We start from the raw sequence: 26,977 nt of genomic DNA, 5'->3' as shown, positions 1-26,977 counted from the left end.
TTTATTCATATTATTGAAATTTTCATAATAATTTCATCCCACCTCTGTTAGCTAATAGCTCCTAGTCATTGGATACAACTAATCGGATTTTCGAGGGGCGAAAAGCTACAAAAAACCAGCTAATATTAACAATTATTGCAGCTAAACAGATCGCTACTACGCCAAAAATTTCAGGAACGATATTTTGAACAAATCCTAAGATTAAAACTGTTCCCATTGTAGCCGTAAATATTAAAATGCCAAAGCCACAAAGTATTGCCATAAAAAACTTCATCGAATTTATTCCTGCTAATAATAGAATTACAGGTAATAGATAGCAGAACAATATCATCACCATGCCTAACCACATACCTACCGAGCCAAATTTATTGGCATTCGGGCCCAGATCAGAGATAGGTGTAAGTGAACTTACGACTAGTAAAGAACAAAAAAGGATTGCAGAAATGAGCGTCATTACAATAACGCCTTTTTTATTCACCAATAGTTCTAACCACCTTATTATTTTATATATTATATCTATTTAATAGGTAGATACATAACATCCTCATCATCATACACTTCTCCTGTAAGCAAAAAACCGTATTGTTCATATAAATGTCGTGCATTTGTATTTTCTTTATGGACTGTTAAACGTATCTCCTTACAAATATCAAATCGATTTGCTATCCACTGAACTATCTCATTTAATGCTGCTTTACCATATCCTCGACGTTGAAATTTGTTATCCACTATAAAACCGTTTATCCAATACATATCCGTCGTATTTTCTTCATAAGCATGCATTATGAAGCCGACCATTTGCTCATTATCATAAATTGCGAATGGTATATATTCAACGGAATCTCCATCTGGTTTGATATATACTTTTGCAAGAGAGACAGCAACTGATGGCACAAAATTCGTCTGTCCATTTTTAACACTTAACCTCAATGCTTCTTCCCAATTTTCTCTCGTTACGGGTTTTAATTGTACTTTTATAATAATCACCTCTTTGTCAAAATTAATAGTCAATCGCATTTATACTTCCTCTTATATCCATAATACACAAATTAAGATGGTATAGTTGAAATTTTCAATAAATTATGACTTATAGATAAAGAACGTCTATTATCACTTTTTAACCATTAGGAACAATGAACGCAGAAAAAGGTTTTCGAGAATGCTTGTAGAAATAATATCAATAAAGAGAAGGCGGAAAAGCTGTTCTTAAAAATAATTAGGAAGAATTTATTTATGGAGGTATCAAATGAAAAAGTTTTTGATAGTTGCGTTAATCATTGCGTTTCTTGCTCCAATTTGTACAGTCCTAATCAAAAAGCAACTATATGAAAAAAGAATCGAAAACTATTTGATAGAAGATATGTCTTATCAGAAGTAAATTATACAATCTATTGAATGTAAATGGCACTTTGCAGGTCTTCCAAGTGATTGGGTAAGAGTTATTTTTTCGGATGAACCAAATGTCGTCTATATTTTTTACCCTCATAATAAGGACCATTTTGGGCCATCCGAGCATTCTACAATTGATGGTACGATTCTTTCGACAGATCAATTAAAGCACTTTAAGTCTTACGTATAAACTTAAAACAGAAACGATTTTAGATTATTCTCTACTCGAAATTAAAGAGTAATTGAGAATTTGATTATAAAGAACAATTAAGTCAAACAGGGCTAATATATAAAAAGCACTGTAAAATACACCGTTTAAACTCTTTACAACTTTAAATAAAATATCATTAATCTATTTGCTGAGTAACAACGCTCTTTTTGAAAACACCAATCAATGTAAGAATTAACCCTGTAATAAAAAATATTGGTAAGAGGAGCATCATCATACCGACACCAGCGAATCCATCACCAACAGCTATTGCTACAGACATGCTAATAAACCATCCTACAAATGGTGTGAAAATGAACATTGTAACTAATCCCCAAATAATATATTTCTTTTTTAAAGATTGATTCTTAGTGAAAATCACTGAAAAATAAATACCTAACAAAATGATAACTGCGGCAAAAAGGAACAATTATTAGCCCTCCCCTATTCAATAAAAGTGTGTATAATAATGGATTTTTTCGAACTACAAAATATAGCATTATCAATATAATTACAAATACAAACCTTCGAAGTAAACTGACGTGATGGTTTGAGCAATTTCTTCGATAGAACTTTGATGTTCGTTACGAACAATTTCCCAAAGATACATTTCATTTGTGAAAAACCACCCTTTTGCTACAAGCTCATGGTTTAGTTCAGCTCTTGCCAGTCCATTTTGCTGTGCATATACGACATCCTTTGATATTCGCTGAATGAACTTCATCCGAATTGCTTTCCATTTATCTGATATAACCGTTGATATTCCAATAGCTTGTTCAAAAACTTGCATCATATTACGCTCAGCTTCTGCCATTTTCAAAAATGCATTTGCTTGTTTGTTTATGATATGATTTGCTTCGTCTTTTGATTTTGGAAAGAAAGAAGTTTCTGCAATTTCATAAAATTGCTCCATGATATTCTCCATTAATACAATTAAAAGATCTTCTTTTCCTTTAAAATGAACATAAGCAGTTCCATAACCGATGTTTGCCTTTTTAATCATTTGAGAAATAACCGCAGCTTGAAATCCTTCTTCAAGAAAAATTTCCTTTGCAACCTCTAATAACTTATGGCGTGTCATGAGTGAGCGCAAATGTCGTTTATCCCCTACTTTACTATTATCCATTCCTATTCCCCCTTATTTCTAGCATAAATTAAATTTTTCAAAATAAAAAACATTTGTTGGAAAAAATATTCAAATAATTTAATATTAATAATTTTCTGAATTACCTTATTGACATTGTGTCATATTCTTTGGTACGATTCTCTGGAATATTCAGGCAAACCAATTTAGGAGGATCATTATGGTTTCAAAATACACTTTGGATTACGCAAAACAACTGGATGAGAAAGATATCCTTAAAAGTTTTCGAGAAGAGTTTTATTTAAAGCCAGATTCTATCTATATGGATGGAAACTCATTGGGACTTCTTTCGAAAAGAGCTGAGCGCACTCTTTTGGAATCTTTAGAGGATTGGAAAAAGTACGGGATTGACGGATGGAATCAAGGGAATCACCCTTGGTTTTACATGGCAGAGAAATTGGCTGAGAAGATTGCACAATTAGTGGGCGCATCTCACGAGGAAGTCATTGTAACCGGCTCTACAACTGTAAATCTGCATCAACTTGTAGCTACTTTTTATAAGCCGGAAGGAATACGCACAAAAATTTTAGCAGATGAACTAACTTTTCCTACTGATATTTATGCTCTTCAAAGTCAACTCTCTATCCATGGATACGATCCGCAAACCAATCTCATTCGTGTAAAAAGTCGCGATGGCCGATTTCTCGATGAGGGTGACATTATCGAAGCAATGACCGATGACATCGCTCTGATCATTTTACCTACAGTTCTTTATCGCAGTGGTCAAATATTGGATTTGAAGCGTTTAACTGAGGAAGCACATAAAAGAGGAATCATGATCGGATTTGATGGATGTCATTCTATTGGTGCAATCCCACATTTATTCAGTGAATGGGGTGTTGACTTTGCGTATTGGTGCAATTATAAACACTTAAATGGCGGCCCTGGTGCAGTTGGGGGCTTATATGTGAATCGAAAACATTTTGGCACGATGCCTGGATTGGCTGGATGGTTCGGGTCCAAAAAAGATAAACAATTCGATATGGAACATACATTAACACAAGCAGAATCTGCAGGCGCGTACCAAATTGGAACTCCTCATGTTTTAAGTTGTGCACCCTTGATTGGGTCTTTAGATATTTTTTTAGAAGCAGGAATTGAGAATATTCGAGAAAAATCTCTAACAATCAATCAATATTTAATAGATTTAGTGGAATTTGAGTTGGAAAACATGGGGTTTTTCATTGGAACTCCTAGAGAAGACATACGTCGCGGAGGTCATGTGAGCCTTGAGCATAAAGAAGCTGCCCGCATTTGTAAGGCATTGAAAGAAAACGGTGTCATTCCAGATTTCCGAGCACCTAACATCATTCGTCTTGCTCCAGTTGCATTATATACTTCCTACGCAGAAGTTTGGAAAGTGATACAAATACTCAAGAATATCATGTCTGAAAAAAAATATGAAAAATTCAAGAATGAACGAGAAGTTATTGCATAACGTGATATCCATCAAAGGACAGTTTACAAATTTCTAAGTCATGCTTCAATTCGGGATTCTTCCGTTACTATTTTTACTTGTCCCCTATTTTATTTGAAAAGAAGAAATGCTGATTATTGTAGCGGAAGATTCTATAGATGAAAAAAAATAGAATAGAATGTTGGGAAGCGATTTATATATGAAAAGTGAGGGGATCGCAGAATGAAGAATAAGGATAACAACGAACAAACAATAACTGGGCTAGAGAAAGAAATTCAAACTGATTTTCAAAAATCGATGTCTTACGGAGATTATCTCCACCTTGATAAAATTTTATCAAGTCAGTATAGACTTTCCGACCATCACGATGAAATGCTTTTCATCATTATCCATCAAACAAGTGAGTTATGGATGAAGCTCATTTTACATGAGTTGGCAGCTGCTACTGAGTGTATACGCCAAAATAAGCTGGAACCATCATTTAAAATGTTATCGCGCGTTTCGAGAATTCAACAGCAATTGATTCAATCATGGAGTGTCCTCTCAACTTTGACACCTTCTGAATACATGGAATTTAGGGATAAACTCGGCCAATCTTCTGGATTTCAATCTTATCAAAATCGTTTAATTGAATTTGCATTAGGAAACAAAAACGTCCATATGCTATCAGTCTATCAACATCAGAAAGAACTATCTGAGCAAATGCTGCAGGCCCTTCATGAGCCAAGTATTTATGACGCTGCGATTAATGCCCTTGTGGCACGTGGGTTACCTATTGACCAAGAAGCTATTAGCAGGGATTTTTCACAAAAATATGAACCAAATACTAGTGTCGAAGAGGCATGGCTGACAGTTTATCGCGATGTCGAGCAATATTGGGACTTATATGAATTGGCTGAGAAGTTAGTAGACATTGGCAATCAACAGCAATTATGGCGCTTTAATCATGTAAGTACAGTAGAAAGAATTATTGGTCATAAACAAGGTACCGGTGGATCATCAGGTGTTACATATTTAAAAAGAGTACTGGATCAACAATTTTTCCCAGAACTATGGAGTTTAAGAACAAAGTTATAAAAAGAAATAAAGTAGATTTTTCTTTTAAAAGAACGTCAAAGAGAATAATAGCCAAAAGAGATGGAGGTAAGATACATGGGTTTATGGATTGATATTTCACAACGTCTTGATAAAAACGTTGCAGTATGGCCAGGAGATACTCCATTTTCATACAAAATCAACTGGAGTAAAAATGACAGTGGATCTGTCAATGTAGGTCAAATCAATATGAGTCTACACACGGGTACTCATATCGATGCACCTTTTCATTTTGATAACGACGGAAAAAGAGTAATTGATCTGGATCTCGATTTATATATAGGGAATGCACAAGTCATCCATTTACCAAACAAAACTAGCATTGGCGTCAATGAATTATCCAATTTTGATTTACAAGGCGTGACACGACTGTTAATTCGCACAGATGCATGGAAGAATCGAAGCGTTTTTCCACAAACCATTCCTCATATCCAACCAGAATTAGCGGCATATCTTTCAGAACTTGGTGTTCGTCTTATTGGCCTTGATTTACCTTCAGTAGATCCACTTGAAAGTAAAGAATTGTCTGCCCATCATGAACTTGCTGGTCATAATATTCACATTTTGGAGGGGCTTATATTAGATGGTATTGGACCAGGTAATTATGAGTTGGCAGCCCTCCCACTCCCATTGGTTGAAGCAGATGGAAGTCCTGTACGTGCTGTATTGAAAAAATTACCCTAACAAGAAATAGACCTAGAAACAATAATAAAAATGTATGTATTGAATAAAATTTTTCATATGAACGAGCTGGGTCACGAAATTATTTTGGCTTGTTTTATTTATCTTGTTCCATTAAATACTGATAACTTTGTTTAAGCTCTTATTAACAAGTCCATAAAAAGAAAAAACACATATTAGCTAATATGTGTTTTTGGTCTTTATAGATTATCAGAAGACAAGATTTATCGCTTCCATGACAATAATTCTGATGATGTGATAAAATCGTGAATCCTGACTACTAGTGATATGATTTCACTATTTTTAGTGTACACATCTCTATTGTATAAATGGCGTTTAGTTAGGAATTATTTCGGTTCAATTACAGCAAAGTAATTCTCTTCAACATCTGCAAAGTTAAAGACTTTTCCATGAGGTAATTCAACGATTGCTCCTACTTTTACGCCTTTTTCTTGTAAAATTTGATAGTCTTTTTCAAGATCATTTGTATAAAGCAAAATAGATGGTGTACCTAAATGCAATTCCGGACTCATCTTAGCTATAAATTCTTTATCATGTAAAACAAAACTAGTCTCACTGTCTTCAGTAGGTGCAAGTTCTACCGATAATGGTTCGTTGCTTTTTTGTCGAACAACAAAGTTTAATTTATCCTCCCAAAAAGTTGCAACTGCCTCAACATCATTTACATATAGCATTACTTGTCCAATTTTATTAATCATAACGCCACCTCCTATTTGATTAAATTAGTATAACATGTTAAGTACGATTTAATATAGACTATCGCTTCTACGGTACTATTAACATCCTTAGAAATCTTATTCCAAAAATAATTTGCAATAATGTATTATTTCACTCATTTAAACTTATACTAGCAACAGAAGCTTTTCCATTACATATTTTTCAAAGAATACATACTATCTACATAAAGAAGAACTGAAAAAAGGAATATCCCGAAAGATATTCCTTTTTATTAGCTAATATTAAAGTTTAGTAACGTTAGCTGCTTGTGGTCCGCGGTTACCTTCAACTACTTCAAACTCAACTTTTTGACCTTCGTCAAGAGTTTTGAAGCCATCACCTTGGATAGCGCTGAAGTGTACGAATACGTCGTTTTCGCCTTCAACTTCGATAAAACCGAAGCCTTTTTCTGAGTTAAACCATTTTACTGTACCTTGTTTCATGTGAGAAAACCTCCAAAAAAATAAATGTAGACAATATGCAATTAATGACCGAAATCAAAAATTCACATATTCCATAAAGTACCGAACTACTGCCGATCACTTCATGGAATATGTGAATGCGAGTTGCGGTTAATCAATTTCAATTGTTAAGATAATTATACGTACAGCTGGAAGTTTTGTCAATGAATGTTCATGATTTTTGGTAAATATTCTTATATTTAAGGTTGATTTTTCTCATCTAACCAAATAATACCGTGATAAGTTTGGATATCTTCATCACAAGCTTCACAAAACCCAACTTCATCATCAGACCAAAATGCCCAGAATCGTTCTTTTTTACTAGCGTCGTGATCATACTTTTCTTTGAAAATTTGTAAAGTCTTAATCAAATAATGCTCTGCTTCTTCTTTAATTTCAAATACATTTTCTTCAATAATATGTTCTTCCCAACCTTCAAATTGCCACCACGGCTCATAATCCGCTTTCATATAAATTATTTTATACATATTTTTCAAATCCTTTTATTTGTATTTTGAATATTCTACCGAAACCTTCTTTTGTGCCTTTATTCCCTACTGTTAATGTGCTAAAATTACTATAAAAATACAACATTTTAACATAGGGGGATACGGATGTTTGCTACTATTAGACCCAAATTAGAAATGGCTCAGCTTCTCCAAAGAGGAACTGATATCAATACCGTTGGGAGGTTTAAAGATACATTAGCATTTAATAATTTCCATAAAAGAGATGAAGAAAACTTAAAAGAGCTGTATTCAAAATTAATGGAATGTACACCTTCCATGCGTGATATTTTCACAAAATACTTAGAAGAAATTGCGCCAAATAAACATAATCCAATTTCTAATCAATATATAGAAAAATACTTAAATGCATTCTTTTTACATCCTAGAGATGAAAAGTACGTAGATGAAACTGTTCGTTTCTTCTACTTATTTAGGCATCATAAACTTGAACCAGGTAAAACCATTGTTATCTTCAATCAATTTGCTTTTTATGTGACTACACACATATTGTATAACTTTGGGTACAAACCTGCCAAAGCATTCGACTTGATGCGTTCATTTCAAGGTGCTGTGAATATCGATCAAGAACTATTATTTGAGGTAGCAACAGAAAGAATGATTGAACATGCAGTTAGTGAAGTTTCAGCTTTAATGGATACGAACTCACAAATTATGTATATGAAAGACCTTGTATATAGTTTGGATCGTCAAAACGAAGAAATTCAATCATCCACGGCTGCAACAGAACAGATTACTGCTTCCATTACTGAAGTAGCTAAAACATCCGCCCGTATTTCTGAAAAAACAGCTGACTCTGTCAAATATGCAACAAATAGTAAAAACACCATTGACTTAGCATTAAATGAAATCTTCAAAACGGAAGAAACCTTCACTTCGATTGTAGAATCATTCAGTGAATTACAAAAACGAGTCAATGATATCGAGAATGTAGTAACTTTAATAAAAGAGATTGCTGATCAAACAAATCTTCTTGCTCTAAATGCTTCTATAGAAGCAGCACGTGCAGGTGAACACGGAAAAGGCTTTGCTGTTGTTGCTCAAGAAGTTCGTAAGCTCGCTGAAAACACTGTATCAGCATTAGGAGAAGTCTCTTCAAACGTACAACATCTGAAAAGTTATTCAAGTAATGTAGCAACATCGATTTCCCAAACAACGACTATTATAAAAGAAGCAACAAATGAGGCAAAAGATTCTCTTCCCCTTCTTTCCTCAATCGTAGAAGCTATCGAAGAGATTAATGTAGATGTAACAAATACAGCTGCAATATCAGAACAACAAGCTGCTGCAATAGATGAAGTCTCTCATCGTATGGTACAAATTTCTGATTTGCAAGATGATATTCGCGAATTAGGACAAGCAACATCAGCTGGTATCCATCAACTAGGTGCTGAGATTAATCATTTCAGATTAAGTATTGTAGAAAATAATAATGTACAGCTATCAAGTAATGCCCTATTACAATTATCAAAAGCTGATCACATTCTATGGAAATGGCGCGTCTATAATATGTTCTTAGGGCTAGAGAGAATCGAAAAAAATGAAGTATCTTCACATAGAGATTGCAGACTAGGGAAATGGTACTCATCTGAAAAAGCACGCGATAGGTTCGGGAAAGAAAGGGCCTATATAGAGTTAGACTCACATCACCAAAAAGTTCATGAAGCTGCAAAACGAGCTGCTGTTTCCTATAACGCAGGTAAAATCTCCGATGCTGAATTAGCATTAATAGAGGTTGAAAGCTCATCTCAACAAGTACTCCAATATATTAATGAACTCATTGAAAAATTGGAAAAAGAACGCTCAATCATATAATATAAATATAGATAAGCCGTCAATATAGTAAATACCGGCTTACCACTTCTAAATTTTTTGGAATCAATAGAATGAAAAAGCAAGCGCATTTGTATTTACTTGCAATGCTCGGAATAACGGATATCGATTTTTCATTAAACAAAAATCTATTCTCATCGGCTTGAAGGGTAACTGCTAAATAAATGAACGTTTGCAAATTGAAGTTATTATAGGGGCACTAATGAGCAGACTACCTATTTTTTCAATATGTTACAACGTGGTGTTAATCCACTATCGGAAAATAATAGTTTCCGTGTTGAATTACATAATGATTTAAAAGGTATACTTCTATGGAGTCGGATATTGATTAAACCGACTACTATTTTAAAGAAGTGTTGTAATATCAACGTTTACAAGACTTTCTACACTTTTACAAAATCCACTGAATACGGGTTTGACTACGGTTTACCCATAATAGCGTTGTCGGGGGCAGGATTTATAGATAAAAGCACTGGTTTAATGGGACTGACCCCAAAGGCATAGACAAATAAAAAAAGCATCTTCGATTGAATTCGGGTTTAGATACCTAAAATTCAATTAGGAGGTGTTTTTTTATGGGAACAAGAGTGAGTTATCCATACGAAGTGAAAATGTAGGCTATTGAGATGCGATTAGCTGGTATACCAGTGAAACAAATCTTAATTGAATTAAATATACGGCATAAAACACAAGTGAAAACAGGGATGCGTTGGTATAAAAACGGAGAAATACATCGATTTGAACAACCGGTAGGTAAACAATATACCTTTGATAAAGGTCCTGAATATGAGAATGAACAAACAAAATTAGAAGTGGAAAACCGTTATTTAAAACAACAGATTGAGGTCTTAAAAAAGTACGAAGAATTGGAGAGGAAGTGGTTGGAGAAGTAGTTGTACAGTTAGTGGAGACTTTAAAAGAAATAATGAGTGTGAAAGCTATATGTACACACTTAGGGGTTACACGATCTACCTATTATTGTTGGAAACAAGCATCTACTGATGCAGGATCTTGCCATGTAATTGAGCGACGTATTGGTGAACTCTGTCGTGAACATAAATTTCGATATGGTTATCGAAAAATTACTGCACTCTTACATCAAGAAATACGAGTGAATCATAAAGTCGTGCAACGTATAATGCAAAAATATGGTTGGCAATGTCGAGTAAAAGTAAAAAAACGTAAACAAACTGGACAACCATACCACATTGCAGATAATATACTGAACCGTAGTTTTGAGGCAACTGCACCTTTACAAAGGCTCGTTACCGATATTACTTACTTGCCTTTTGGTCAGAAACAATTGTATCTTTCAAGTATTCAAGATTTATATAATGGAGAAATTATCGCCTATTCGATTGGTGATTGCCAAGATACTGATTTCGTGTTTAATACCTTATCCCAATTAGATACTTTACCCGAAGGGTTTACACTTCATAGTGACCAAGGTTCGGTATACACATCTTATCGATATCAACAAGCTGTCAAAGGAAAAGGCATTATCATGAGCATGTCCCGTAAAGGTACGCCCGCTGATAATGCCCCTATCGAATCGTTTCATTCTGCATTAAAGTCTGAAACGTTCTATTTAGACAATTTGAGGAGCACTACGACGGCAATCGTAGAACAAACTGTCAAAGACTATATAACGTATTATAACTATATTCGAATACAAGCGAAACTAAACAACCAGTCGCCGGTACAATACCGACAACTGGTTGGATAAATGCTTTTTTGATTCCTGTCTTAAATACAGGGGTCAGTCCCGTCCCCAATCGCCAGTGCTTTTTTGTGGTTATTTTGGGTTTGTCGCTAAATTTTATTTTACTTACCACTAAGCTGATTCTTGTTTTGATGAAGGACTAGATTGTATAACCCTGATGTAGGGATTTCTTTGTTCCTCCTATAGGGGTTGTTTACTTGGTAAACATTGAAAATTAATCCCCTCTTTTATATTCACGACCTTACTTTAATATATTCTCTAGATTAGCGCACATTTCCTCTTAATGTGGATTGCCTATGTAAAAATACACAATATTTCACCCTAGTACTAACGTTATAGAAGAAGCAAATTCATACTATTATTAAGAATCTTCATTTCATGTGCTTGTATGAGTGCATAAGAAAAAGCCACGTCAATTAGATGTGACTTTGTAAATTATCTATACCATTAATGTTACGTATTAATTAAAAATAATAAATGTATTACCGCAAGAATCCCCATTGGATAAATAATTAATCTTGAAAATGTATTTTTAAATCCATTTCGAGGGTGTTTTTCAAAAAATAAGTGCAGGATTGCATGGATGATGAAAAATATATCTAGAAACCAAAATACAATTGTCTGATAATCGCTGAAAAGTAAAGAGAGTATTATTACATAAAGAAAAAGGTGAATAAATGTGAATGCTTTATAAGCTTTTGAATCTTCCATATCTTTTAGTACGATAAACAATCTCCACTCAGAACGCCTTATTGCATCCATTTCGTGCAAAAGAAATAAAGATAAGTTTAATAAAAAAAGTACAAGCAATAAATCAGGCATTTTAAACCTCCCACAAATAATTTATATAACCAATGTTACTACAAAACTACTCCCAAATCATTCAGCAAATTGCCAATATATGTAGATATTAAGTCGTGTATGTACATAAAATTACGTTACATAACAAAAGACCACCCGATCAAGAGTGGTCTACTGATTAATGTTTTGTCAGTCCTAATTCATCGTAATATTTCGAGACATCGATAGATTCTTTTATTAACTTCGGCTTTTCTTTCTTAGAACGCCATTTTAATACCTTATATTCACATATTTCCGATACCCTGTTTGGTTCATAAAACGATAGAAGAGTATGCACTTTAATAAACTGGTTAAGAATCTTCTTCAAACCTTCTTTATCATATCCTGAAATATACCAGGCAAATCCAGACTTTCCATTGTACTCGAACCCGTTTTAAAGGTACTTTCCGAAAAACTATTGCTGAAACCTACCAAGATGTTTACGATCTATGGGTTGAACAGTATAAAAATTCTGTCTCCGAAAGTACATTTATAAGAGTAGAAAGAATTTTTAGAAGGCATGTATTACCTGCTATAGGTAGGTATAAGATAGAAAAGATTACCGTGGATGTTTGTCAAAAACATGTTAATGAGTGGTTCAATGAATTTCAGCGTTATGACATTGTTAAAAGATATGCTTCAAGGGTATTTTATTTTGCAATAAAGCGTGGATACATTCTAAATAACCCAATAAAGCTGGTAGAAATGCCCAAACGCATAATTGAACCAATTGAAAAAGAAGAGAAAAACGAAAATTATTACAATAAAGAACAACTAGTTCAATTTTTAAATTACCTTGAAAAAGGAACGAATCACAAAGCATATGTGCTTTTTCGTTTACTAGCTTTTAGTGGAATGAGACGTGGTGAAGCCTTATCCCTTACTTGGAACGATATTAACTTTAAAACAAATGAAATTAGAATTAATAAAACATTAACACGTGGTGAAAACGGTCGCCTTTTCGTTAAAACAACTAAAACAAAAAAATCCATCCGCACAATTGGAATGGACGAAAAGACTATGTTAATCTTGGAAGTGTGGAAAAAGAAACAATAACAAGACTACTTTAAATTAGGCTACAACACTTTAAAAACTAATCAACTGATTTTCAGTAATAAAAATAATGAATATCTTCAACTTGCTATGCCTCAAAAGTGGATACTTCTAGTTCAAAATAAATATGAATTAGAAAAATTTCACCACATGGTTTAAGACATACTCATTGCAGCTTACTATTTGAAGCTGGGACAAGTATGAAAGAAAAGAACGTTTAGGGCATCAATACCCAAACAACTATAAACATTTACGCACACGTTACCGAAAAAGCTGGTTATGCTCAATTTCTTAATAACTGACCATTTTTTTGACTACGATTTTGACTTAGTTTGAATACGGTTAATTGAAATTATATGAAATAGCGAAAAGAGAAAAAACTATATTTATTAAGGGTTTTCACTGTCGTTAAAACTATATAAAATCACTTAGTCGGATAATGATTAGACCGACTCTTTTTTGTACGATAAAGTGAAACTTTCTTGTATCTATTTCGTACATAATATTAGGGTGTTTAAGGAGGAATTTATAATGCTCAATTTCCGACACTTTCTAGCAAGATATGCAATCACAATTCCTTTTTCTTTATTCATGTGGTTTGTATTTCTATTTGCTTTTAAACTGAATTTTCTTGAATGTTCTGGCTTAGCTTTAATCACTTATTTTACAACAGCCTATATTGTCAAAAAAGTTCAAGTAAGAAAGCAATTGAAAATGGTAGGCATAACTCGCTCAGAATATCGTCACATTAAAGAACAAATGATGTTAGCAGAAGCTCAAATTAAAAACTTAAATCGACACTACACAAAGGTTCGCTCTATCTCTGCCTTTAAACAACTATTTGAAATGAATCGATTAGCAAAACGGATTTTCCAAATCGTACGGACAAACCCTAAGAAATTTTATCAAGCCGAAGATTTCTTTTATGCCCATCTAGAATCAGCTGCTGAATTGACTGAGAAATATGCCCTACTCTCAACGCAACCGATTAAAGACATAGATGTTCATATTGCTCTTCAGCAAACACGTGATACATTAGAAGACTTAAATCATACAATGCAAGAAGATCTACGAGCTGTCTTAGCATCTGATATAGAAGAGTTAAAAATGGAACTAGATTTTGCTCAGATCTCAACGCAAAAAAACAAACCTTTGATAGCTCGAAAGGAGAATTTATATGACGAATAATCCCTCTTCACCGGAACCAGTTAAATCAATGGACGACCTACTTAGCAATCCGTTTGATATGCAACCAGAACTAGCGAAAGCACCATCCACTTCCCCTGATCCGGACATGCCCGTCAAACAAATTGACAGATTATCGGATGAGGATAAAGAGAAAGCGAAACAACTTGCTTCGCAAATTCCAGTTGGCAACTATGAATCCATTTTAACTTATGGTGCTAATGCTCAAAATGAACTTTCACGCTTTTCTCATCAAATGCTTGACCATGTACAACGTAAAGATATTGGTCCAGTAGGTGATGTCTTAAAAGATTTAATGGATAAACTATCTGAAATCGATCCTGAAGAACTTTCTCAAGATAAAAAGTCAGGTCTTCGCAAACTTTTCGGTAAAATTGCTCGTCCGATCCAGGAAATGATGACAAAATATCAAAAACTTAGCACACAAATTGACCGTATAGGCATTCAATTGGAACATTCTAAACGCGGTTTAGTTGAAGATGTGCAAATGCTTGATAAACTATATGAGCAAAACAAAACGTATTTCGAAGCATTGAATGTTTACATCGCTGCAGCTGAACTTAAACGAGACGAAATCACAGCCAAGCTATTACCTGAATTACGTCAAAAAGCAGAATTTGCTAATGACCAAATGCTTGTACAAGAAGTAAATGATTTGGCACAATTCGTGGATCGTCTTGAAAAACGTATTTACGACTTACAACTATCTCGTCAAATTACAATTCAATCTGCGCCACAAATCCGGATGATTCAACAAACGAACCAGACGTTAGCAGAGAAAATTCAAGCTTCGATAATGACAGCTATCCCTTTATGGAAAAACCAAATTGCCATCGCTCTTACTTTAAACAATCAGCGCAGAGCCGTAGAAGCACAAAAACAAGTTACCAAAACAACGAATGACTTATTACTAAAAAACTCTGAAATGCTCAAAGTAAATACGATTGAAACTGCAAAAGAAAACGAACGCGGTCTCATTGAAATCGATACTTTGAAAAAAACACAAGAAAACCTTCTTCAAACAATCGAAGAAACATTACAAATCCAAGCAGATGGACGTCAAAAACGAAAAGCAGCTGAAATTGAAATTGCTCGTATGGAAGGCGAATTAAAACAACGTCTACTAGCGATTCATACACAACAACAAAATAATAATCGTACAAATTACTAACTTATAGAAAAGAGCCCAATTCTCACATAAGAATTGGGCTCTTTATAATTTTCATATATGTTTTTTTAAAAATCGATTCATTATACCCTTTGAATAGTATTTTTAGATTTTCAAAAAGTAAAAATTGCAATCATTCAACAGTTCCTTACATATTATAACGACATATATCTCTTATAAAATTAAGGGGGAAATAATAAGTTGCGCAAATCTAGGAAATCAGATGATCGTTGCCTGCCACATAATAGACAGCCAAATTTTCTTTTCATTATTGTAGATGAAGAACGATTTCCAACCGTTTATGAAAATGGAGAATTAAAAGAATGGCGTAAAAATAACTTGAAAGCGCAAGAATCACTTCTTGATAATGGTATGACCTTTTTAAATCATTATATTGGTAGTTCGGCTTGTTCTCCTAGCAGAGCTACACTATTCACAGGACAATATCCATCACTGCATGGTGTCACACAAACAACAGGCATTGCAAAAGGAGCTTTTGACTCGGATGTATTCTGGCTTGATCATAATACAGTACCGACTTTAGGTGACTACTTTCGCGCAGCCGGCTATCCTACATTTTGGAAAGGTAAATGGCATATCTCTGATGAAGATGTTTTAATTCCAGGCACACATAATGCATTACCAAGCTATAACTCAGCAACTGGTGTACCAAATCAACAACAGCAAATTTATAAAAATGCCAATCGTTTAAATGCATATGGTTTTAACGGTTGGATTGGCCCTGAGCCACATGGTTCAAATCCACGTAATTCTGGCTCATCTGCAGCTGTTGGCTTAGACGGGCGTGATGAAGTCTATTCTGCAGAGGTAGTTGACTTAATTCATTCTCTTGAGGAAGAAGCTAAAGTACAAAATTACAAACCGTGGCTCATTGTTTCATCTTTCGTAAATCCACATGATATCACTTTATATGGTCTTTTAAGTGAATTTCTACCAACATTTAATTTTGAAATTGATCCTTCTGTACCTTATATACCACCAGCCCCTACAGCACAAGAATCTCTATTCACTAAACCAACTGCACAAAGAAGCTACCGTGACATATTTCAAAAAGCCTTTCAACCTACTGCTAATTCTCTCTTTTACCGACAACTCTATTTTTCGCTTCAAAAAAAGGTAGATCAAGAAATGATAAAAGTATTTAACGCTCTCAAAAAGTCTATATTTTATGAAAATACGATTGTTGTTTTTACAGCTGACCACGGAAGTTTAGTCGGAGCTCATGGAGGATTATTTCAAAAATGGTATAACGCATATGAGGAATCTATACATGTTCCCCTTATTATTCATAGTCCAAAGCATTTCTCTCAATATAGAAAAACAGATATGTTAACGAGTCATTTGGACATTATTCCAACCATACTTGGGCTTGCAAACATTGATGTAAAACAAATTCAAGAAAAACTCAAAAAAGAACATACAGAAGTGCATCCATTCGTAGGACGAGACTTAACTCCTTTACTGCTAGGAAAGAATAATTTCCCTCGTACCCATGAACCTATTTACTTTATGACGGATGATGATGTTACAAAAGGGTTGAACCAAGTTAGTTTAATAGGTAAACAATATGATTCAGTTATTCAGCCTAATCATATTGAAACCGTAATTATTAAACTATATACAGGTGAAAATAATACAAAGGAGATTTGGAAGTTTTCTCGTTACTTTGATAATCCTAAATTTTGGAGTAAACCAGGTGTAGAGGACAATATTACGCATCAGGAAAGTAAAGTCCTAAATTCTGATAACACTGAAGCTGATGTTTGTATTACTACTACCAAAACAACACCTGTTCCTGATCAATTTGAGCTATATAATTTAACAAGAGATCCGCTCGAGGAGATAAACCTTTCCAATCCTATATATGAAACACCTGAATCAAAAGAAATTCAACAACTTTTAACAAGAATCCTTAAAGAACAATGTAGCCAAAAGAAACTATCTCCTACTAGTGGTTCCGTTCCAGGTATGCCCTCATGTGACAATTAGATTACCTAGTTTTATGATAACCCTATACAATTACAGAATAATAATCTTACGAAGTACAAAATAGAAAAAGAGATCAATTCTTAGAATTGAATTGACCTCTTTTTATGCATACTTATTTACTCGACTAAGATTATTACTTATGGTTTACAGGGTTATTTCGTTCCAGTAAAGCGAATTGTCATTTCCCCAATAATAATTATAAGAATGAAAATTATTAATGAAGCTGATTGTACAGAGCTGCTTAACAAAACAATACTACCTTGTAAGAGCATCAATGCACGCAATAGCTTGTTGACGGCTATTTGTTGATTACTATCTGGGATCGGATAAAAAGCATTCATTCTAACACCCCTCGGTGAAATGAACATATGTTTAATTTGATATATCGTTGCAAATGACAAGGCACTTACAATCACCCATACAACAAAAGGTACGTTTACAAAGGCTGCTATAAAAGCTGAAATAATCGTTAACCTTAACCATAAATAAACGGACTCATCTGTTCTCATAAAAGTACGAACTATTAAATAAAGAGAAGAATTTTTTTGATCGTAACGTATAAGCTTAGTCGCAAAATCGAGCCATGCTCTTCGACTAATATTTTCTTTTAAAAAAGGTACATCTGTAAAATAACTCACAAATCGATAAAATCGAGCCATTCTAGCACTTTCGATTTTTGAAAAATAGTCAAACGGAATAGGTTCTAATATAGCTTCCTTTCTATCCTGTATCTCATATACTACGAATATGACAATAAAAATGAAGAAGAAAATGATTTCTCCCTCGATTGCCAACTTCAAGATAATAATTGAAATAGACATCCGAAGTAAGCGATCAATAAAGCGATGTCTCCCCTGCTTCTTTCGGTGATTTGAAAACTCAATTTGAACATTAATATATTTTAAAATTAATACTGCACATAATCCCAATAAGATTTTCCATAAGGATGGACTTTCTACTTTAAGTAAAAGAGGAATTGCAGCACAATATATGACTAGTACAGCGAAAATTTGCGACCAGTATGTCCATTTCAACGCTTTTCTAAAGTAGCTATCCATTCTAGACTCTAGTTGTAAAAAATAGACCTGGTCAGGTTCACGAATTAATGTTACCGGACTACTAAATGACAACAATACCCCACAAATAGTAGATACTAGCCACTCAGAAGGGAAATCATACGGAACCACCTGTAACCATTTCATATAATAAGCAACAGCAAAGCTTCCAGCAATAATTACAGCTATATAACTTGTAGCAAAGACAAATCGTAGGTATTTAAAAAGTTCTTTCAAATATTGTTGGAATCTTTTGTCCCAAACCTGTTCTAGATTCTTCATTATTTTCTCCTACTTATCAAATGACTTCTTAATTTATGTTAGCTAGTAATTCCTTCAAGTTTAACTTTAGAAAACTGTTCTTCTGAAATAACTTGTAATCCATTTCTTTTTAGTAAAGCAGTCGTAACACCGTTTCCGACAATTTTTTCATTTTCAAATTGTCCATTATAAATCATTGAACTACCACATGATGGGCTGTATTCTTTGAGGACAATCATAGTTGCATTTAGCTCCTGCACCTTTTTAAGTGTAGCAACAGCACCTTTTATGTATAATTCCGTAACATCTCTACCTGATTTTTCAATTACTTTAGCCCTCCAGTACATCTTCCCCATTGCCACCTATTATTTCCGCAGGTTCTCTTGGTGTTAAGAAACCACCTAACAGTTCAGGACATACAGTAACAGCCTTTTTATTTTCTATTAGTTTATGAATTTTATGATCTAAACTGTGTGTACCGTTATATCTTACATTTAATCCTGCCAAACATGAACTTACTACTATCATCGCTATCACCTCTATATAACTGTATCTTAATTCCTTATTAAATTAAACTAGAAGAACTAAACTGAAATCAATTTACCAATTTATTATTACCTTGATCAATTTTCTCAATGTAGTAAGTATTTGAATAAATCTTAATTTAGATAACAGATTAACAATGGCATTTACTAGATTTTTCAGTTGATAAAGTATATTATTTCATTAGAATATGCACAATCTATCTATAATAATATAAAATGGTGAATTCGTTAAACAATTAACCAAACAATACTACGAGGGAGGGATACATGTGGAGATGGAGATACTAATCGGTCTGATAAGTGATTGGATGTATTTTATGAATTACATAGATTTTATGTATTTAATTATTCCTATACTTGTTAGTTCTATGCTGCTCTATATACATTTAGACGATAATTGTTCTTGGCATCAAAGTACCGACGATTTAGTACTGGACATGAAATCTAATACTTCACAAGTCATTGTTAAATGGCTCCCTCCAATCTTACATTGGCTAGTTAAATGTATTTGTACGGATCAAGATAATACAGAAGAACATGCCTTTTGATTTATAAGCATTTTGTAAATCAAAAGGAGGACTATAATTGAAAATTAAGTTTTGGCGTTTATATTTTGTTTTATTAACATTAATAGTTTTAACAGGCTGTTCTGAAGGTAATAGCGGAACTAGCAACTCTGAATTTATGCATGACCATTTTGTTGCACCATTCATTAATATTATTCATTTTTTTGCAAAACACTTTGGTGGTAGCTATGGACTTGCCATCATTGCTATTACCATGATCATTCGTTTTTTGCTCTTACCTTTAATGCTCAAAAATTATAAAAGTCAAAAAATAATGCAACAAAAGATGCATAATTTAAAACCTGAAATGGATGCTTTACAAAATAAAATTAAAAACACTAACAATGCTGAAGAAAAAGCACAACTTCAGCAAGAGATATTTGGATTATATAAGAAGCATAATGTCAATCCTCTGAATATTGGCTGCTTACCATTATTAATTCAGACTCCAATATTAATGGCGTTATATTATGCCATTAGAGGAGATCAAACTCTTTCCTCACAGAGCTTTCTTTGGTTTAACTTAGGGACTCCAGATATTGTAATGACACTTATAGCAGGCTTACTTTATTATATTCAGTTTAAATTATCAATTAGAGATATGAATGAAACACAACAAAAACAAATGCGTTTTATGGGTTTACTCTCCCCTATTATGATTACCGTATTTAGCTTCAGCAGCCCAGCAGTATTGCCACTTTACTGGACGATTGGCGCATTATTTCTTATCATTCAGCAATACATTGCAAGGAATTTCATTAAAATTGAAATACTTGTACAACAAAAAAACTGATGGAATATTTAATCGTATTCAAAGTAACATTAAAAACAAGAATGTTGATTTAACAACATTCTTGTTTTTTTTATCTAATTCTTTTTTGATTCATACAATCATTTTGAAACATCTAATGCTTTTTATAAATCTTAACTTTAGATAGATGTTTCATATTATGATTTAAAGCTTTCAGATCATCTTACGAATTAATGACGTGATCGAATCACTTTTCAGCTAGCTAATCTTAAAATGGAAATTCACGATCTATTGTTTGTACAGATACCCACTTTGTTTCTGTAAATTCTTCTACTACCCATGGATTACCGAAGCGACCCATACCTGAGTTTTTCACACCACCAAATGGTGAACTTTCAATAGCATTTACCGTTTGATCGTTGACATGAGTCATGCCGAATTCGAGACCTGCAGCTAACTCTTCACCTTTTACTAAGTCTGATGTGAAGATAGCAGAACTTAGGCCAAATTCTGTATTGTTTGCAGCTTCAATTGCTTCTTCATCAGAAGATACTTTAATAATAGAAGCAATTGGTGAAAACAGTTCTGTATGTGCAAGCTTACTATTAGGAGATACGTTCCCGAAGATTGTTGGTGTTAAAATGTTACCGACGCGTTCGCCTTCTAATAGTACTTCAATGCCATCTTTTTTCGCTTCTTCAATAAAGCCCAATGCATTTTCAAGTTGTGAATGGTTGATTAGCGGACCGATTACTACTGACTTATCACTTGGGTCTCCATATGGTAAACCTTTTGCATGTACGATAAATTTTTCTACGAATTTATCGTACAGTGATTCGTGAACGATAATACGATTAATCATCATACAAATTTGACCTTGGTGTAAAAATTTTCCGAAGATTGCTGCTTTTACTGCTTGATCAACATCCGCGTCTTTTAACACGACAAACGGTGCATTACCGCCAAGCTCTAATGCAACGCGTTTTAATAGACCGCCAGCTACTTGACCGATATGACAACCCATTGGTGTAGACCCTGTAAAGCTAATTAATTTAACAGTTGGATGTTCAATCATTAAATCGCCAATCTCATATGATTTTGTTAAGATAACGTTAAATACTCCAGCAGGAATGCCCGCTTCATCAAACGCTTTTGCTATGATTGTACCACCTGTTAAAGCTGTTTGAATGTCGCCTTTATGCACAACACTATTACCAAGCATAAGCGCAGGTACAATAGTACGCATTGATAAATAAAGTGAGAAATTGAATGGTGAAATGGATGAAATAACACCTAATGGTTTGCGATAAGCTTTGTTGACTTTACCAGGCAATACTTCTGGTAATTCACGCCCGCCTAATGAATCAACATACTTGAACGCTTCTTGAATGCAGGCAATTGTTAAGCCCACTTCCACTTTCCCTTTAACGTATGTTGAGCCAGATTCTTCAGCCAGTACTCGAACGATTTCTTCTTCGTTATCTGTGAAGAAGGCAAGTACTTTTTCTAGTACTTCGCGACGTTTTACAGCATCTTTTGCCCATGCAATATAAGCTTTATCTGCTACTTCATACGTGTATTGAACTTGCTCTTTTGAAGCAATTGGGAATGTTGATAGTTCTGAGTCGTCATATGGGTTTGTTAACGTATATTGTTTTTCGCTCTCGCCTCTAACCCATTTGCCGTTAATATAGCTTTTTGTTAGTTCTTTATAATTGAACATGCCAATCGCTCCTCACTAATTAAGCTTTATATTCTTTATCTAAAATTAAAATTGGTTTAATTGTAGAGCCATTTTTAGAATCTTCAAATGCTTGCTCTACTTGTTCTAAATCATAGAATTTAACTAGTTTATCCATTGGGAAGTGACCATTTTTAAAGAATTTAACCAGTTTCGGGATAAATAATTGTGGTACAGCATCCCCTTCGATTACACCTTTTAAAGTTAAAGCATTTAACATTAAATCGTTTGTTACATTAAATGTTAAGTCGCGTTTACCTACTGCAACCGTTGCGCAAGTACCTTTTACGCGTAAGCAATGAAGTGCAGCAAGTGTTACTTCTGGTACACCAGTTGTTTCGAATGAGTAATGTGCGCCTTTTCCATCTGTAATTTCCTTAATTTTTTCAACTGGATTTTCTTTTATGCTGTTGATAACATGTGTTGCACCTAATTCTTTTGCAAGTTCAAGTCGACTATCGTGAATATCAACAGCAATAATTGGATCGCAACCTGCAATTTTAGCAGCCAATAAACCACTTAAACCTACAGCGCCTGTACCGAATACAACAAGGCTTGTACCTGGTGCCGGTGCAAGAGAGTTTAATACAGTACCACTACCAGTCATTAAACCGCAACCTAGTGGGCCCAAGTAACGTAAATCTGCATCTTTATCAACTTTGACAACGTTTTTCTCATCAACTGTTGCATACGTACCGAACGATGATTGTCCGAAAAATTGCGATACATCTTGATGGTCATGTGTGTGAATTGGTGTTAAATTATGTTTATTCCGACCAGAGAAGTTTAACGGTATCATGTCTTCACATCCACCTGCATTACCATCCAAACAGTTATCACAATGTCCACAATATGCGAACCCTAGTACAACGTGGTCTCCCTCTTGAACAGTTGAAACATTCGATCCAACTTTTACAACGATACCTGAACCTTCATGCCCTAATACAGCTGGGCGCGGTACAGGAAGCGTACCATCTAATACAGTTGCATCTGTGTGACATACACCAGAAGCGACGATTTTCACAAGCACTTCATCTGCTCTTGGATCGTCTAATAATAAAGTTTGTTTTACAAAGTCTTTTTCAGTTGTTGTTACCATAGCTTGAATTTCCATATATTCAACCTCACTTTTTTTATGTTGTATGTTATTCTCATGTTAAGCGTGAAAAGTCATAACACTGACTCGTGTTGAGTGTATAACTAATAACCTATCTCTATCAATCACCAAAAAATCTTTTATGTACAGGTTTTCAACACAAAAGTTTTTTTGTATATCTATTCAACAGTTTTTTTAAAATGTCTAAAAAGGAGAAAGTATATGACAAAAAAAGAAGATCGACGTGTTGAAAGAACGAAAGAAACAATGCGTCAAACGTTTAAAAAACTCGTTAAAGAAAAAGGTTATTCACAAGTAAAAGTAAAGGATATTGTAGAAGAAGCCAATTATAATCGCACAACGTTTTATGTGCATTATGACGGCAAGGAGGAGCTGGCAAAAGATTTAATCCATCTTGAAATGATTGACTTTGAGTACGAGTTTTGTAAGCCAACTCGCGACAATCCATTGCTCGATTTAACTCTTATGAGACCAGATGGGACAGATGTATTTCAATATATCGTCGACAATCGCGATTATTATGACTTAATTGTTATGGAAGATCGCATTCCGAATATTCGAGAATTATTACTTGGCAAATTACAATACATCTTCCAAGAGCGAATGTCATTTGTCAGCGACAAGTATCTTGAAATTAATGACGACTATTTTATTCAATATCGCTCTTATGGCATTTGCGGTTTTATTCTCGAATGGATTCGTAACGACTACGATGCATCCCCTTCCGAGATGGCTCGTCGAATTATTAATTTATTACATATCCAATCCTCACTAATGATGCAGTTAAAAGGTGAAGTTTAACCTCTGCTCTACAACATAAATTAGTAATGGGATAGCATGTATAAATGAGAATTATTTTCTATTATATTTGGTAATAACAAACACCCCAATGGTTAGATTTAATCTCCAACCACTGGGGTGTTTATCGTCTTGACAACTATTATAATATTTAAAGATAAGATCTTGCATTTAACACTTTTTAATCCACTTACGATATTGGAGAACAACTAGCATCCCAAGCATCGGCATCAGTAATACATATGAACAAATAAATAACCAGGTACCTATTTGCTGAAACGGACTATTTGTAAAAGTCATGATTACCCAAAATAACATAGCAATTAGTGCAACAAAAATGGTAGAAATATTAACTGGTCTAGCTAATCGTTCAATTTTATCAATATTAGATTCTACGTCAGTGTAGATTGGTTTTATATTAGGTGAAGCTTTGAAAATGTGCATTTCATAACTTGAACAAACATGTGTCCAACCGGCTGTAGAAAATAATTCAAAATATTCCTCTTCTTCACCTTTTTCTAACTTACGATAATCAATACTATACTGTACATCCTCTGCTTCCTTTTTTTCTAAATTGTAACCAAGTGTTGCAAAACTATTTAGATGCCATCCTTTTTGTGCATTCTTCTGTAACTTTTGCATATCTTTTTGCTCGGAAAACGCTAATCCCCCAGACATCATATATTTCATTTTCGTCATACTTAGTCCCCCTTTGTAAGTTCTTTTTCCGCTAACGTAAGCATTATTTTGCGTCGTTCAATATCTTTTTCTAAAACGGTTCTCCCTTTTTCCGTAAGTACATATACCTTACGGCGAGAATCTGATGCGTCATGTAACACTATCAATTCTTCGGCTAATAATTTCTTAATAATCGTATATAAAGTTGCAGGTCCAATGACAAATGCGCCATTCGTTGTTTCCTCCACTAAGCTCATCACTGCATAGCCATGCTTTGGTTTTGCTAATGCTGCCATAATATAAAATACTGGATCTGTTAATTGTTCAAGTGACTTCAACTTAGCACCTCCATATGTATCACTTAATGATATATCTAAAAGTAATATATCATTAAGTGATACAAAAAAGCAACCTCAGGATGAGATTGCTTTTTAAATCTTATTTATTCCTAAGTACATTTTCACTTTTTGAGTAATAACTTTATCCCATAGACTCCTGTGTTAATTGACTTTAATGTAACTTAATACTGGATAACAATATAGCAAGCCCCTCTTGTAATTCAGCCAATGAAGCATATGCATAAGACAAGCGTATATGATACATATCATTAGGATCATATATGTAGCCAGGATTGATAAGAACCTTTTGCTTTATAAGTTTTAAAAACAATGCTTTATTAACTATAGGGTCATTAAATCTCAGCCAAATATAAAAGCCCCCTTTTGGCTTCTCCCATGTTGCCACTTCATTAAAATCTTTTTCTAATATCCCTTCAACAAATGAAGAACGCTGTTGTAATTGTTGGCGCAATTGTCCAAGATGTTGATCATATAAACCAGTCTCTAACCAGAGTGCGACGATTTCTTGCGAAAAAGCACTGGAGCCGTAGTCAGTTTGCATTTTAATATCAGCGAGTCGATTGATAACCGGTTCAGGCGCGACGACCCAGCCAATTCGGAGCCCCGGACTTAAAGTCTTTGATACACTGCCCAAATACAAAACTTGTCCTGACTGATCAAATGATTTCAAAGAGGGTACAGATTCTTCAAATAATAATTCTTGATATACATTATCTTCGATAATTGGTATTTGCAACGTACTACAGATGTCCAATAATCGATGGCGTTCATCCACTGACATTATTTTTCCAGTAGGGTTATGTAATGTTGGGACAGTATAGAAAAGAGATTGTCTTTTTCCTTTTAAAGCTTTTAATGTTTCTTCTAATCGTTCATTGCTTTGTACAGACACCATCTGCATTCCAGCAGATTGAAATGGGTGAACAGAATTTAAATATGAAGGATGCTCTTGAAAAATAATGGATTGCTGTTCAAGTAAACCTACTGAAATTAATTGAAGTGCTTGTAACGCACCTGAAACGATTAAAATACTTTCAGGAGATGTATGAATACCTTGTTTACGCAAGCAATCTCTTAAAACTAATCTCAGCCTTTTACTCCCTTTCGGTTCTGAATAACCTATATCACGAGCATTAAGTGACATGGATTGTAGTGATTCTTCTAGTAAATTGGTTGGCAATAATTCAGGAGACAGTTCTCCAGTACCTAACCGTATCATAGATGCATCTTGCTCATATTCATTGATTAGTTGAATTGTATGGTAATTAGGCTTATGAATACTCGTTTGAATATGCTTTTGCCAATTGGGCTGTGATTTATTTAGTAGGACATTCCAGCTATTATTAGCCACAAAAGTACCCCCACCTCTTTTTGTTTCAAGTAACCCATCAGCCTTTAACTCATCCAATACTTGAATAATTGTACTACGGTTCACATCCAACATTTCAGCTAACTTTCTTTGAGGTGGTAGCTTCATCCCTATCGTCCATTCACCTTGTTGTATAAGAGAAGTTATCCAATCAACGATTTGGCTATGAAGGGATAGTTGTGAATGTCGTTTTGGTTTCCATTGCAAAATGATCTTCTCCTCTCGCAAAATTGGTTGGATTAAA

27 protein-coding genes and 1 pseudogene are annotated in these 26,977 nt (G+C 34.1%); 13 read left to right on the top strand and 15 right to left on the bottom strand.

Annotated elements, in window-relative coordinates; translation table 11 throughout:
• Window positions 1-61: 61 nt before the first annotated feature.
• Both AMD00_RS00210 and AMD00_RS00205 read right to left on the bottom strand, forming a co-directional pair.
• Window positions 62-478 (bottom strand): DUF5391 family protein, encoded by a 417-nt coding sequence (locus AMD00_RS00210; RefSeq protein WP_245639469.1) that lies wholly within the window; start codon window positions 476-478, stop codon window positions 62-64.
• Window positions 479-516: 38 nt separating this feature from the next.
• Entirely contained in the window at window positions 517-978 is a 462-nt protein-coding gene (locus tag AMD00_RS00205) for a GNAT family N-acetyltransferase (RefSeq protein WP_053416728.1), read from the bottom strand.
• A gap of 268 nt (window positions 979-1,246) precedes the next feature.
• Between AMD00_RS00205 and AMD00_RS24075 the strand changes: the two genes are divergently transcribed.
• Complete coding sequence (locus tag AMD00_RS24075; protein ID WP_281173017.1) at window positions 1,247-1,378, top strand: hypothetical protein; 132 nt, start codon at window positions 1,247-1,249, stop codon at window positions 1,376-1,378.
• A 358-nt stretch (window positions 1,379-1,736) separates the two neighbouring features.
• Here the strand turns inward: AMD00_RS24075 and AMD00_RS00200 are convergent, their stop codons facing one another.
• Window positions 1,737-2,027: a hypothetical protein gene (locus AMD00_RS00200; protein ID WP_053415099.1), complete on the bottom strand. Its 291-nt coding sequence runs from the start codon at window positions 2,025-2,027 to the stop codon at window positions 1,737-1,739.
• An 81-nt stretch (window positions 2,028-2,108) separates the two neighbouring features.
• On the bottom strand, window positions 2,109-2,723 hold the full coding sequence (locus AMD00_RS00195; protein WP_053415098.1) for a TetR/AcrR family transcriptional regulator: 615 nt from the start codon (window positions 2,721-2,723) through the stop codon (window positions 2,109-2,111).
• Between the two features lie 178 nt (window positions 2,724-2,901).
• Between AMD00_RS00195 and kynU the strand changes: the two genes are divergently transcribed.
• The 3 genes from kynU to kynB all read left to right on the top strand — a co-directional run bounded on the left by kynU (window position 2,902) and on the right by kynB (window position 5,937).
• Complete coding sequence (gene kynU, locus AMD00_RS00190) at window positions 2,902-4,179, top strand: kynureninase (protein ID WP_053415097.1); 1,278 nt, start codon at window positions 2,902-2,904, stop codon at window positions 4,177-4,179.
• A gap of 201 nt (window positions 4,180-4,380) precedes the next feature.
• Complete coding sequence (gene kynA, locus AMD00_RS00185) at window positions 4,381-5,235, top strand: tryptophan 2,3-dioxygenase (RefSeq protein WP_053415096.1); 855 nt, start codon at window positions 4,381-4,383, stop codon at window positions 5,233-5,235.
• Window positions 5,236-5,310: 75 nt separating this feature from the next.
• Window positions 5,311-5,937 (top strand): arylformamidase, encoded by a 627-nt coding sequence (kynB, locus tag AMD00_RS00180; RefSeq protein ID WP_053415095.1) that lies wholly within the window; start codon window positions 5,311-5,313, stop codon window positions 5,935-5,937.
• 344 nt (window positions 5,938-6,281) lie between these two features.
• On the opposite strand, the gene AMD00_RS00175 is transcribed toward kynB, so the two are convergent.
• From AMD00_RS00175 to AMD00_RS00165, 3 genes are all read right to left on the bottom strand, one after another.
• Window positions 6,282-6,653 carry a VOC family protein gene (locus AMD00_RS00175; protein WP_053415094.1) on the bottom strand — a complete coding sequence of 124 codons (372 nt, stop codon included), beginning with the start codon at window positions 6,651-6,653 and terminating at the stop codon, window positions 6,282-6,284.
• Between the two features lie 261 nt (window positions 6,654-6,914).
• Window positions 6,915-7,115 carry a cold-shock protein gene (locus AMD00_RS00170; RefSeq protein WP_038189357.1) on the bottom strand — a complete coding sequence of 67 codons (201 nt, stop codon included), beginning with the start codon at window positions 7,113-7,115 and terminating at the stop codon, window positions 6,915-6,917.
• Window positions 7,116-7,333: 218 nt separating this feature from the next.
• Complete coding sequence (locus AMD00_RS00165) at window positions 7,334-7,621, bottom strand: DUF1033 family protein (protein WP_053415093.1); 288 nt, start codon at window positions 7,619-7,621, stop codon at window positions 7,334-7,336.
• A gap of 126 nt (window positions 7,622-7,747) precedes the next feature.
• On the opposite strand from AMD00_RS00165, the gene AMD00_RS00160 reads away from it, so the two are divergent.
• Window positions 7,748-9,475 (top strand): globin-coupled sensor protein, encoded by a 1,728-nt coding sequence (locus AMD00_RS00160; RefSeq protein WP_053415092.1) that lies wholly within the window; start codon window positions 7,748-7,750, stop codon window positions 9,473-9,475.
• Window positions 9,476-10,119: 644 nt separating this feature from the next.
• A protein-coding gene (locus AMD00_RS00145) for an IS3 family transposase (RefSeq protein ID WP_245639410.1) occupies window positions 10,120-11,219 on the top strand; the annotation gives its coding sequence in 2 pieces (ribosomal slippage) (window positions 10,120-10,339 and window positions 10,339-11,219; 1,101 coding nt in all).
• A gap of 450 nt (window positions 11,220-11,669) precedes the next feature.
• Here the strand turns inward: AMD00_RS00145 and AMD00_RS00140 are convergent.
• The gene (locus AMD00_RS00140) at window positions 11,670-12,038 is read right to left on the bottom strand and encodes a DUF6713 family protein (RefSeq protein ID WP_053415089.1); all 369 of its coding nucleotides are present in this window, start codon (window positions 12,036-12,038) and stop codon (window positions 11,670-11,672) included.
• A gap of 360 nt (window positions 12,039-12,398) precedes the next feature.
• On the opposite strand from AMD00_RS00140, the gene AMD00_RS00135 reads away from it, so the two are divergent.
• The 4 genes from AMD00_RS00135 to AMD00_RS00120 all read left to right on the top strand — a co-directional run bounded on the left by AMD00_RS00135 (window position 12,399) and on the right by AMD00_RS00120 (window position 17,493).
• Window positions 12,399-13,112 carry a tyrosine-type recombinase/integrase gene (locus AMD00_RS00135; protein ID WP_322787039.1) on the top strand — a complete coding sequence of 238 codons (714 nt, stop codon included), beginning with the start codon at window positions 12,399-12,401 and terminating at the stop codon, window positions 13,110-13,112.
• Between the two features lie 528 nt (window positions 13,113-13,640).
• The gene (locus tag AMD00_RS00130) at window positions 13,641-14,297 is read left to right on the top strand and encodes a 5-bromo-4-chloroindolyl phosphate hydrolysis family protein (protein ID WP_053415087.1); all 657 of its coding nucleotides are present in this window, start codon (window positions 13,641-13,643) and stop codon (window positions 14,295-14,297) included.
• Entirely contained in the window at window positions 14,287-15,486 is a 1,200-nt protein-coding gene (locus AMD00_RS00125; protein ID WP_053415086.1) for a toxic anion resistance protein, read from the top strand. The genes AMD00_RS00130 and AMD00_RS00125 overlap by 11 nt, the downstream gene beginning before the upstream one ends.
• A 198-nt stretch (window positions 15,487-15,684) precedes the next feature.
• The gene (locus tag AMD00_RS00120) at window positions 15,685-17,493 is read left to right on the top strand and encodes a sulfatase-like hydrolase/transferase (protein ID WP_245639409.1); all 1,809 of its coding nucleotides are present in this window, start codon (window positions 15,685-15,687) and stop codon (window positions 17,491-17,493) included.
• 152 nt (window positions 17,494-17,645) lie between these two features.
• On the opposite strand, the gene AMD00_RS00115 is transcribed toward AMD00_RS00120, so the two are convergent.
• Together AMD00_RS00115 and AMD00_RS00110 are read right to left on the bottom strand one after the other, a co-directional pair.
• Complete coding sequence (locus AMD00_RS00115) at window positions 17,646-18,830, bottom strand: ABC transporter permease (protein ID WP_053415085.1); 1,185 nt, start codon at window positions 18,828-18,830, stop codon at window positions 17,646-17,648.
• Window positions 18,831-18,868: 38 nt separating this feature from the next.
• A pseudogene (locus AMD00_RS00110) lies at window positions 18,869-19,337 on the bottom strand (DUF523 domain-containing protein).
• Between the two features lie 286 nt (window positions 19,338-19,623).
• Here AMD00_RS00110 and AMD00_RS00105 point away from each other — a divergent pair.
• The gene (locus AMD00_RS00105; RefSeq protein ID WP_053415084.1) at window positions 19,624-19,902 is read left to right on the top strand and encodes a hypothetical protein; all 279 of its coding nucleotides are present in this window, start codon (window positions 19,624-19,626) and stop codon (window positions 19,900-19,902) included.
• Window positions 19,903-19,939: 37 nt separating this feature from the next.
• Complete coding sequence (yidC, locus tag AMD00_RS00100) at window positions 19,940-20,713, top strand: membrane protein insertase YidC (protein ID WP_053415083.1); 774 nt, start codon at window positions 19,940-19,942, stop codon at window positions 20,711-20,713.
• A 226-nt stretch (window positions 20,714-20,939) separates the two neighbouring features.
• Here the strand turns inward: yidC and AMD00_RS00095 are convergent, their stop codons facing one another.
• Together AMD00_RS00095 and AMD00_RS00090 are read right to left on the bottom strand one after the other, a co-directional pair.
• The gene (locus AMD00_RS00095; protein ID WP_053415082.1) at window positions 20,940-22,394 is read right to left on the bottom strand and encodes an aldehyde dehydrogenase family protein; all 1,455 of its coding nucleotides are present in this window, start codon (window positions 22,392-22,394) and stop codon (window positions 20,940-20,942) included.
• 19 nt (window positions 22,395-22,413) lie between these two features.
• Window positions 22,414-23,526 (bottom strand): NAD(P)-dependent alcohol dehydrogenase, encoded by a 1,113-nt coding sequence (locus AMD00_RS00090; RefSeq protein ID WP_053415081.1) that lies wholly within the window; start codon window positions 23,524-23,526, stop codon window positions 22,414-22,416.
• Window positions 23,527-23,730: 204 nt separating this feature from the next.
• Here AMD00_RS00090 and AMD00_RS00085 point away from each other — a divergent pair, with 204 nt between their 5' ends.
• Window positions 23,731-24,330 carry a TetR/AcrR family transcriptional regulator gene (locus tag AMD00_RS00085; RefSeq protein WP_053415080.1) on the top strand — a complete coding sequence of 200 codons (600 nt, stop codon included), beginning with the start codon at window positions 23,731-23,733 and terminating at the stop codon, window positions 24,328-24,330.
• Window positions 24,331-24,498: 168 nt separating this feature from the next.
• Here AMD00_RS00085 and AMD00_RS00080 read toward each other — a convergent pair whose 3' ends face one another.
• From AMD00_RS00080 to AMD00_RS00070, 3 genes are all read right to left on the bottom strand, one after another.
• Window positions 24,499-25,026, bottom strand: a complete 528-nt coding sequence (locus AMD00_RS00080) for a DUF2812 domain-containing protein (protein ID WP_157059140.1) — start codon at window positions 25,024-25,026, stop codon at window positions 24,499-24,501.
• A 2-nt stretch (window positions 25,027-25,028) separates the two neighbouring features.
• Window positions 25,029-25,343 carry a PadR family transcriptional regulator gene (locus AMD00_RS00075; protein ID WP_053415079.1) on the bottom strand — a complete coding sequence of 105 codons (315 nt, stop codon included), beginning with the start codon at window positions 25,341-25,343 and terminating at the stop codon, window positions 25,029-25,031.
• Between the two features lie 172 nt (window positions 25,344-25,515).
• Window positions 25,516-26,940: an aminotransferase-like domain-containing protein gene (locus tag AMD00_RS00070; RefSeq protein WP_053415078.1), complete on the bottom strand. Its 1,425-nt coding sequence runs from the start codon at window positions 26,938-26,940 to the stop codon at window positions 25,516-25,518.
• Window positions 26,941-26,977: the final 37 nt, after the last annotated feature.

Source organism: Viridibacillus arvi, assembly GCF_001274945.1.
Taxonomy (GTDB): Bacteria; Bacillota; Bacilli; order Bacillales_A; family Planococcaceae; genus Viridibacillus; species Viridibacillus arvi.
The sequence above is the reverse complement of the archived record's forward strand: the minus strand, read 5'-3'. Positions and strand labels throughout refer to the sequence as shown.

Bases quoted from the DNA above. Each gene is read 5' to 3' on its own strand.
- AMD00_RS00095 (WP_053415082.1), bottom strand. From the start codon at position 22,394: ATGTTCAATTATAAAGAACTAACAAAAAGCTATATTAACGGCAAATGG.
- AMD00_RS00130 (WP_053415087.1), top strand. From the start codon at position 13,641: ATGCTCAATTTCCGACACTTTCTAGCAAGATATGCAATCACAATTCCT.
- kynA (WP_053415096.1), top strand. From the start codon at position 4,381: ATGAAGAATAAGGATAACAACGAACAAACAATAACTGGGCTAGAGAAA.
- AMD00_RS00195 (WP_053415098.1), bottom strand. From the start codon at position 2,723: ATGGATAATAGTAAAGTAGGGGATAAACGACATTTGCGCTCACTCATG.
- AMD00_RS00085 (WP_053415080.1), top strand. From the start codon at position 23,731: ATGACAAAAAAAGAAGATCGACGTGTTGAAAGAACGAAAGAAACAATG.
- AMD00_RS00170 (WP_038189357.1), bottom strand. From the start codon at position 7,115: ATGAAACAAGGTACAGTAAAATGGTTTAACTCAGAAAAAGGCTTCGGT.
- AMD00_RS00165 (WP_053415093.1), bottom strand. From the start codon at position 7,621: ATGTATAAAATAATTTATATGAAAGCGGATTATGAGCCGTGGTGGCAA.
- AMD00_RS00125 (WP_053415086.1), top strand. From the start codon at position 14,287: ATGACGAATAATCCCTCTTCACCGGAACCAGTTAAATCAATGGACGAC.
- AMD00_RS00080 (WP_157059140.1), bottom strand. From the start codon at position 25,026: ATGACGAAAATGAAATATATGATGTCTGGGGGATTAGCGTTTTCCGAG.
- AMD00_RS00175 (WP_053415094.1), bottom strand. From the start codon at position 6,653: ATGATTAATAAAATTGGACAAGTAATGCTATATGTAAATGATGTTGAG.
- kynU (WP_053415097.1), top strand. From the start codon at position 2,902: ATGGTTTCAAAATACACTTTGGATTACGCAAAACAACTGGATGAGAAA.
- kynB (WP_053415095.1), top strand. From the start codon at position 5,311: ATGGGTTTATGGATTGATATTTCACAACGTCTTGATAAAAACGTTGCA.
- AMD00_RS24075 (WP_281173017.1), top strand. From the start codon at position 1,247: ATGAAAAAGTTTTTGATAGTTGCGTTAATCATTGCGTTTCTTGCTCCA.
- AMD00_RS00160 (WP_053415092.1), top strand. From the start codon at position 7,748: ATGTTTGCTACTATTAGACCCAAATTAGAAATGGCTCAGCTTCTCCAA.
- AMD00_RS00140 (WP_053415089.1), bottom strand. From the start codon at position 12,038: ATGCCTGATTTATTGCTTGTACTTTTTTTATTAAACTTATCTTTATTT.
- AMD00_RS00090 (WP_053415081.1), bottom strand. From the start codon at position 23,526: ATGGAAATTCAAGCTATGGTAACAACAACTGAAAAAGACTTTGTAAAA.
- AMD00_RS00115 (WP_053415085.1), bottom strand. From the start codon at position 18,830: ATGAAGAATCTAGAACAGGTTTGGGACAAAAGATTCCAACAATATTTG.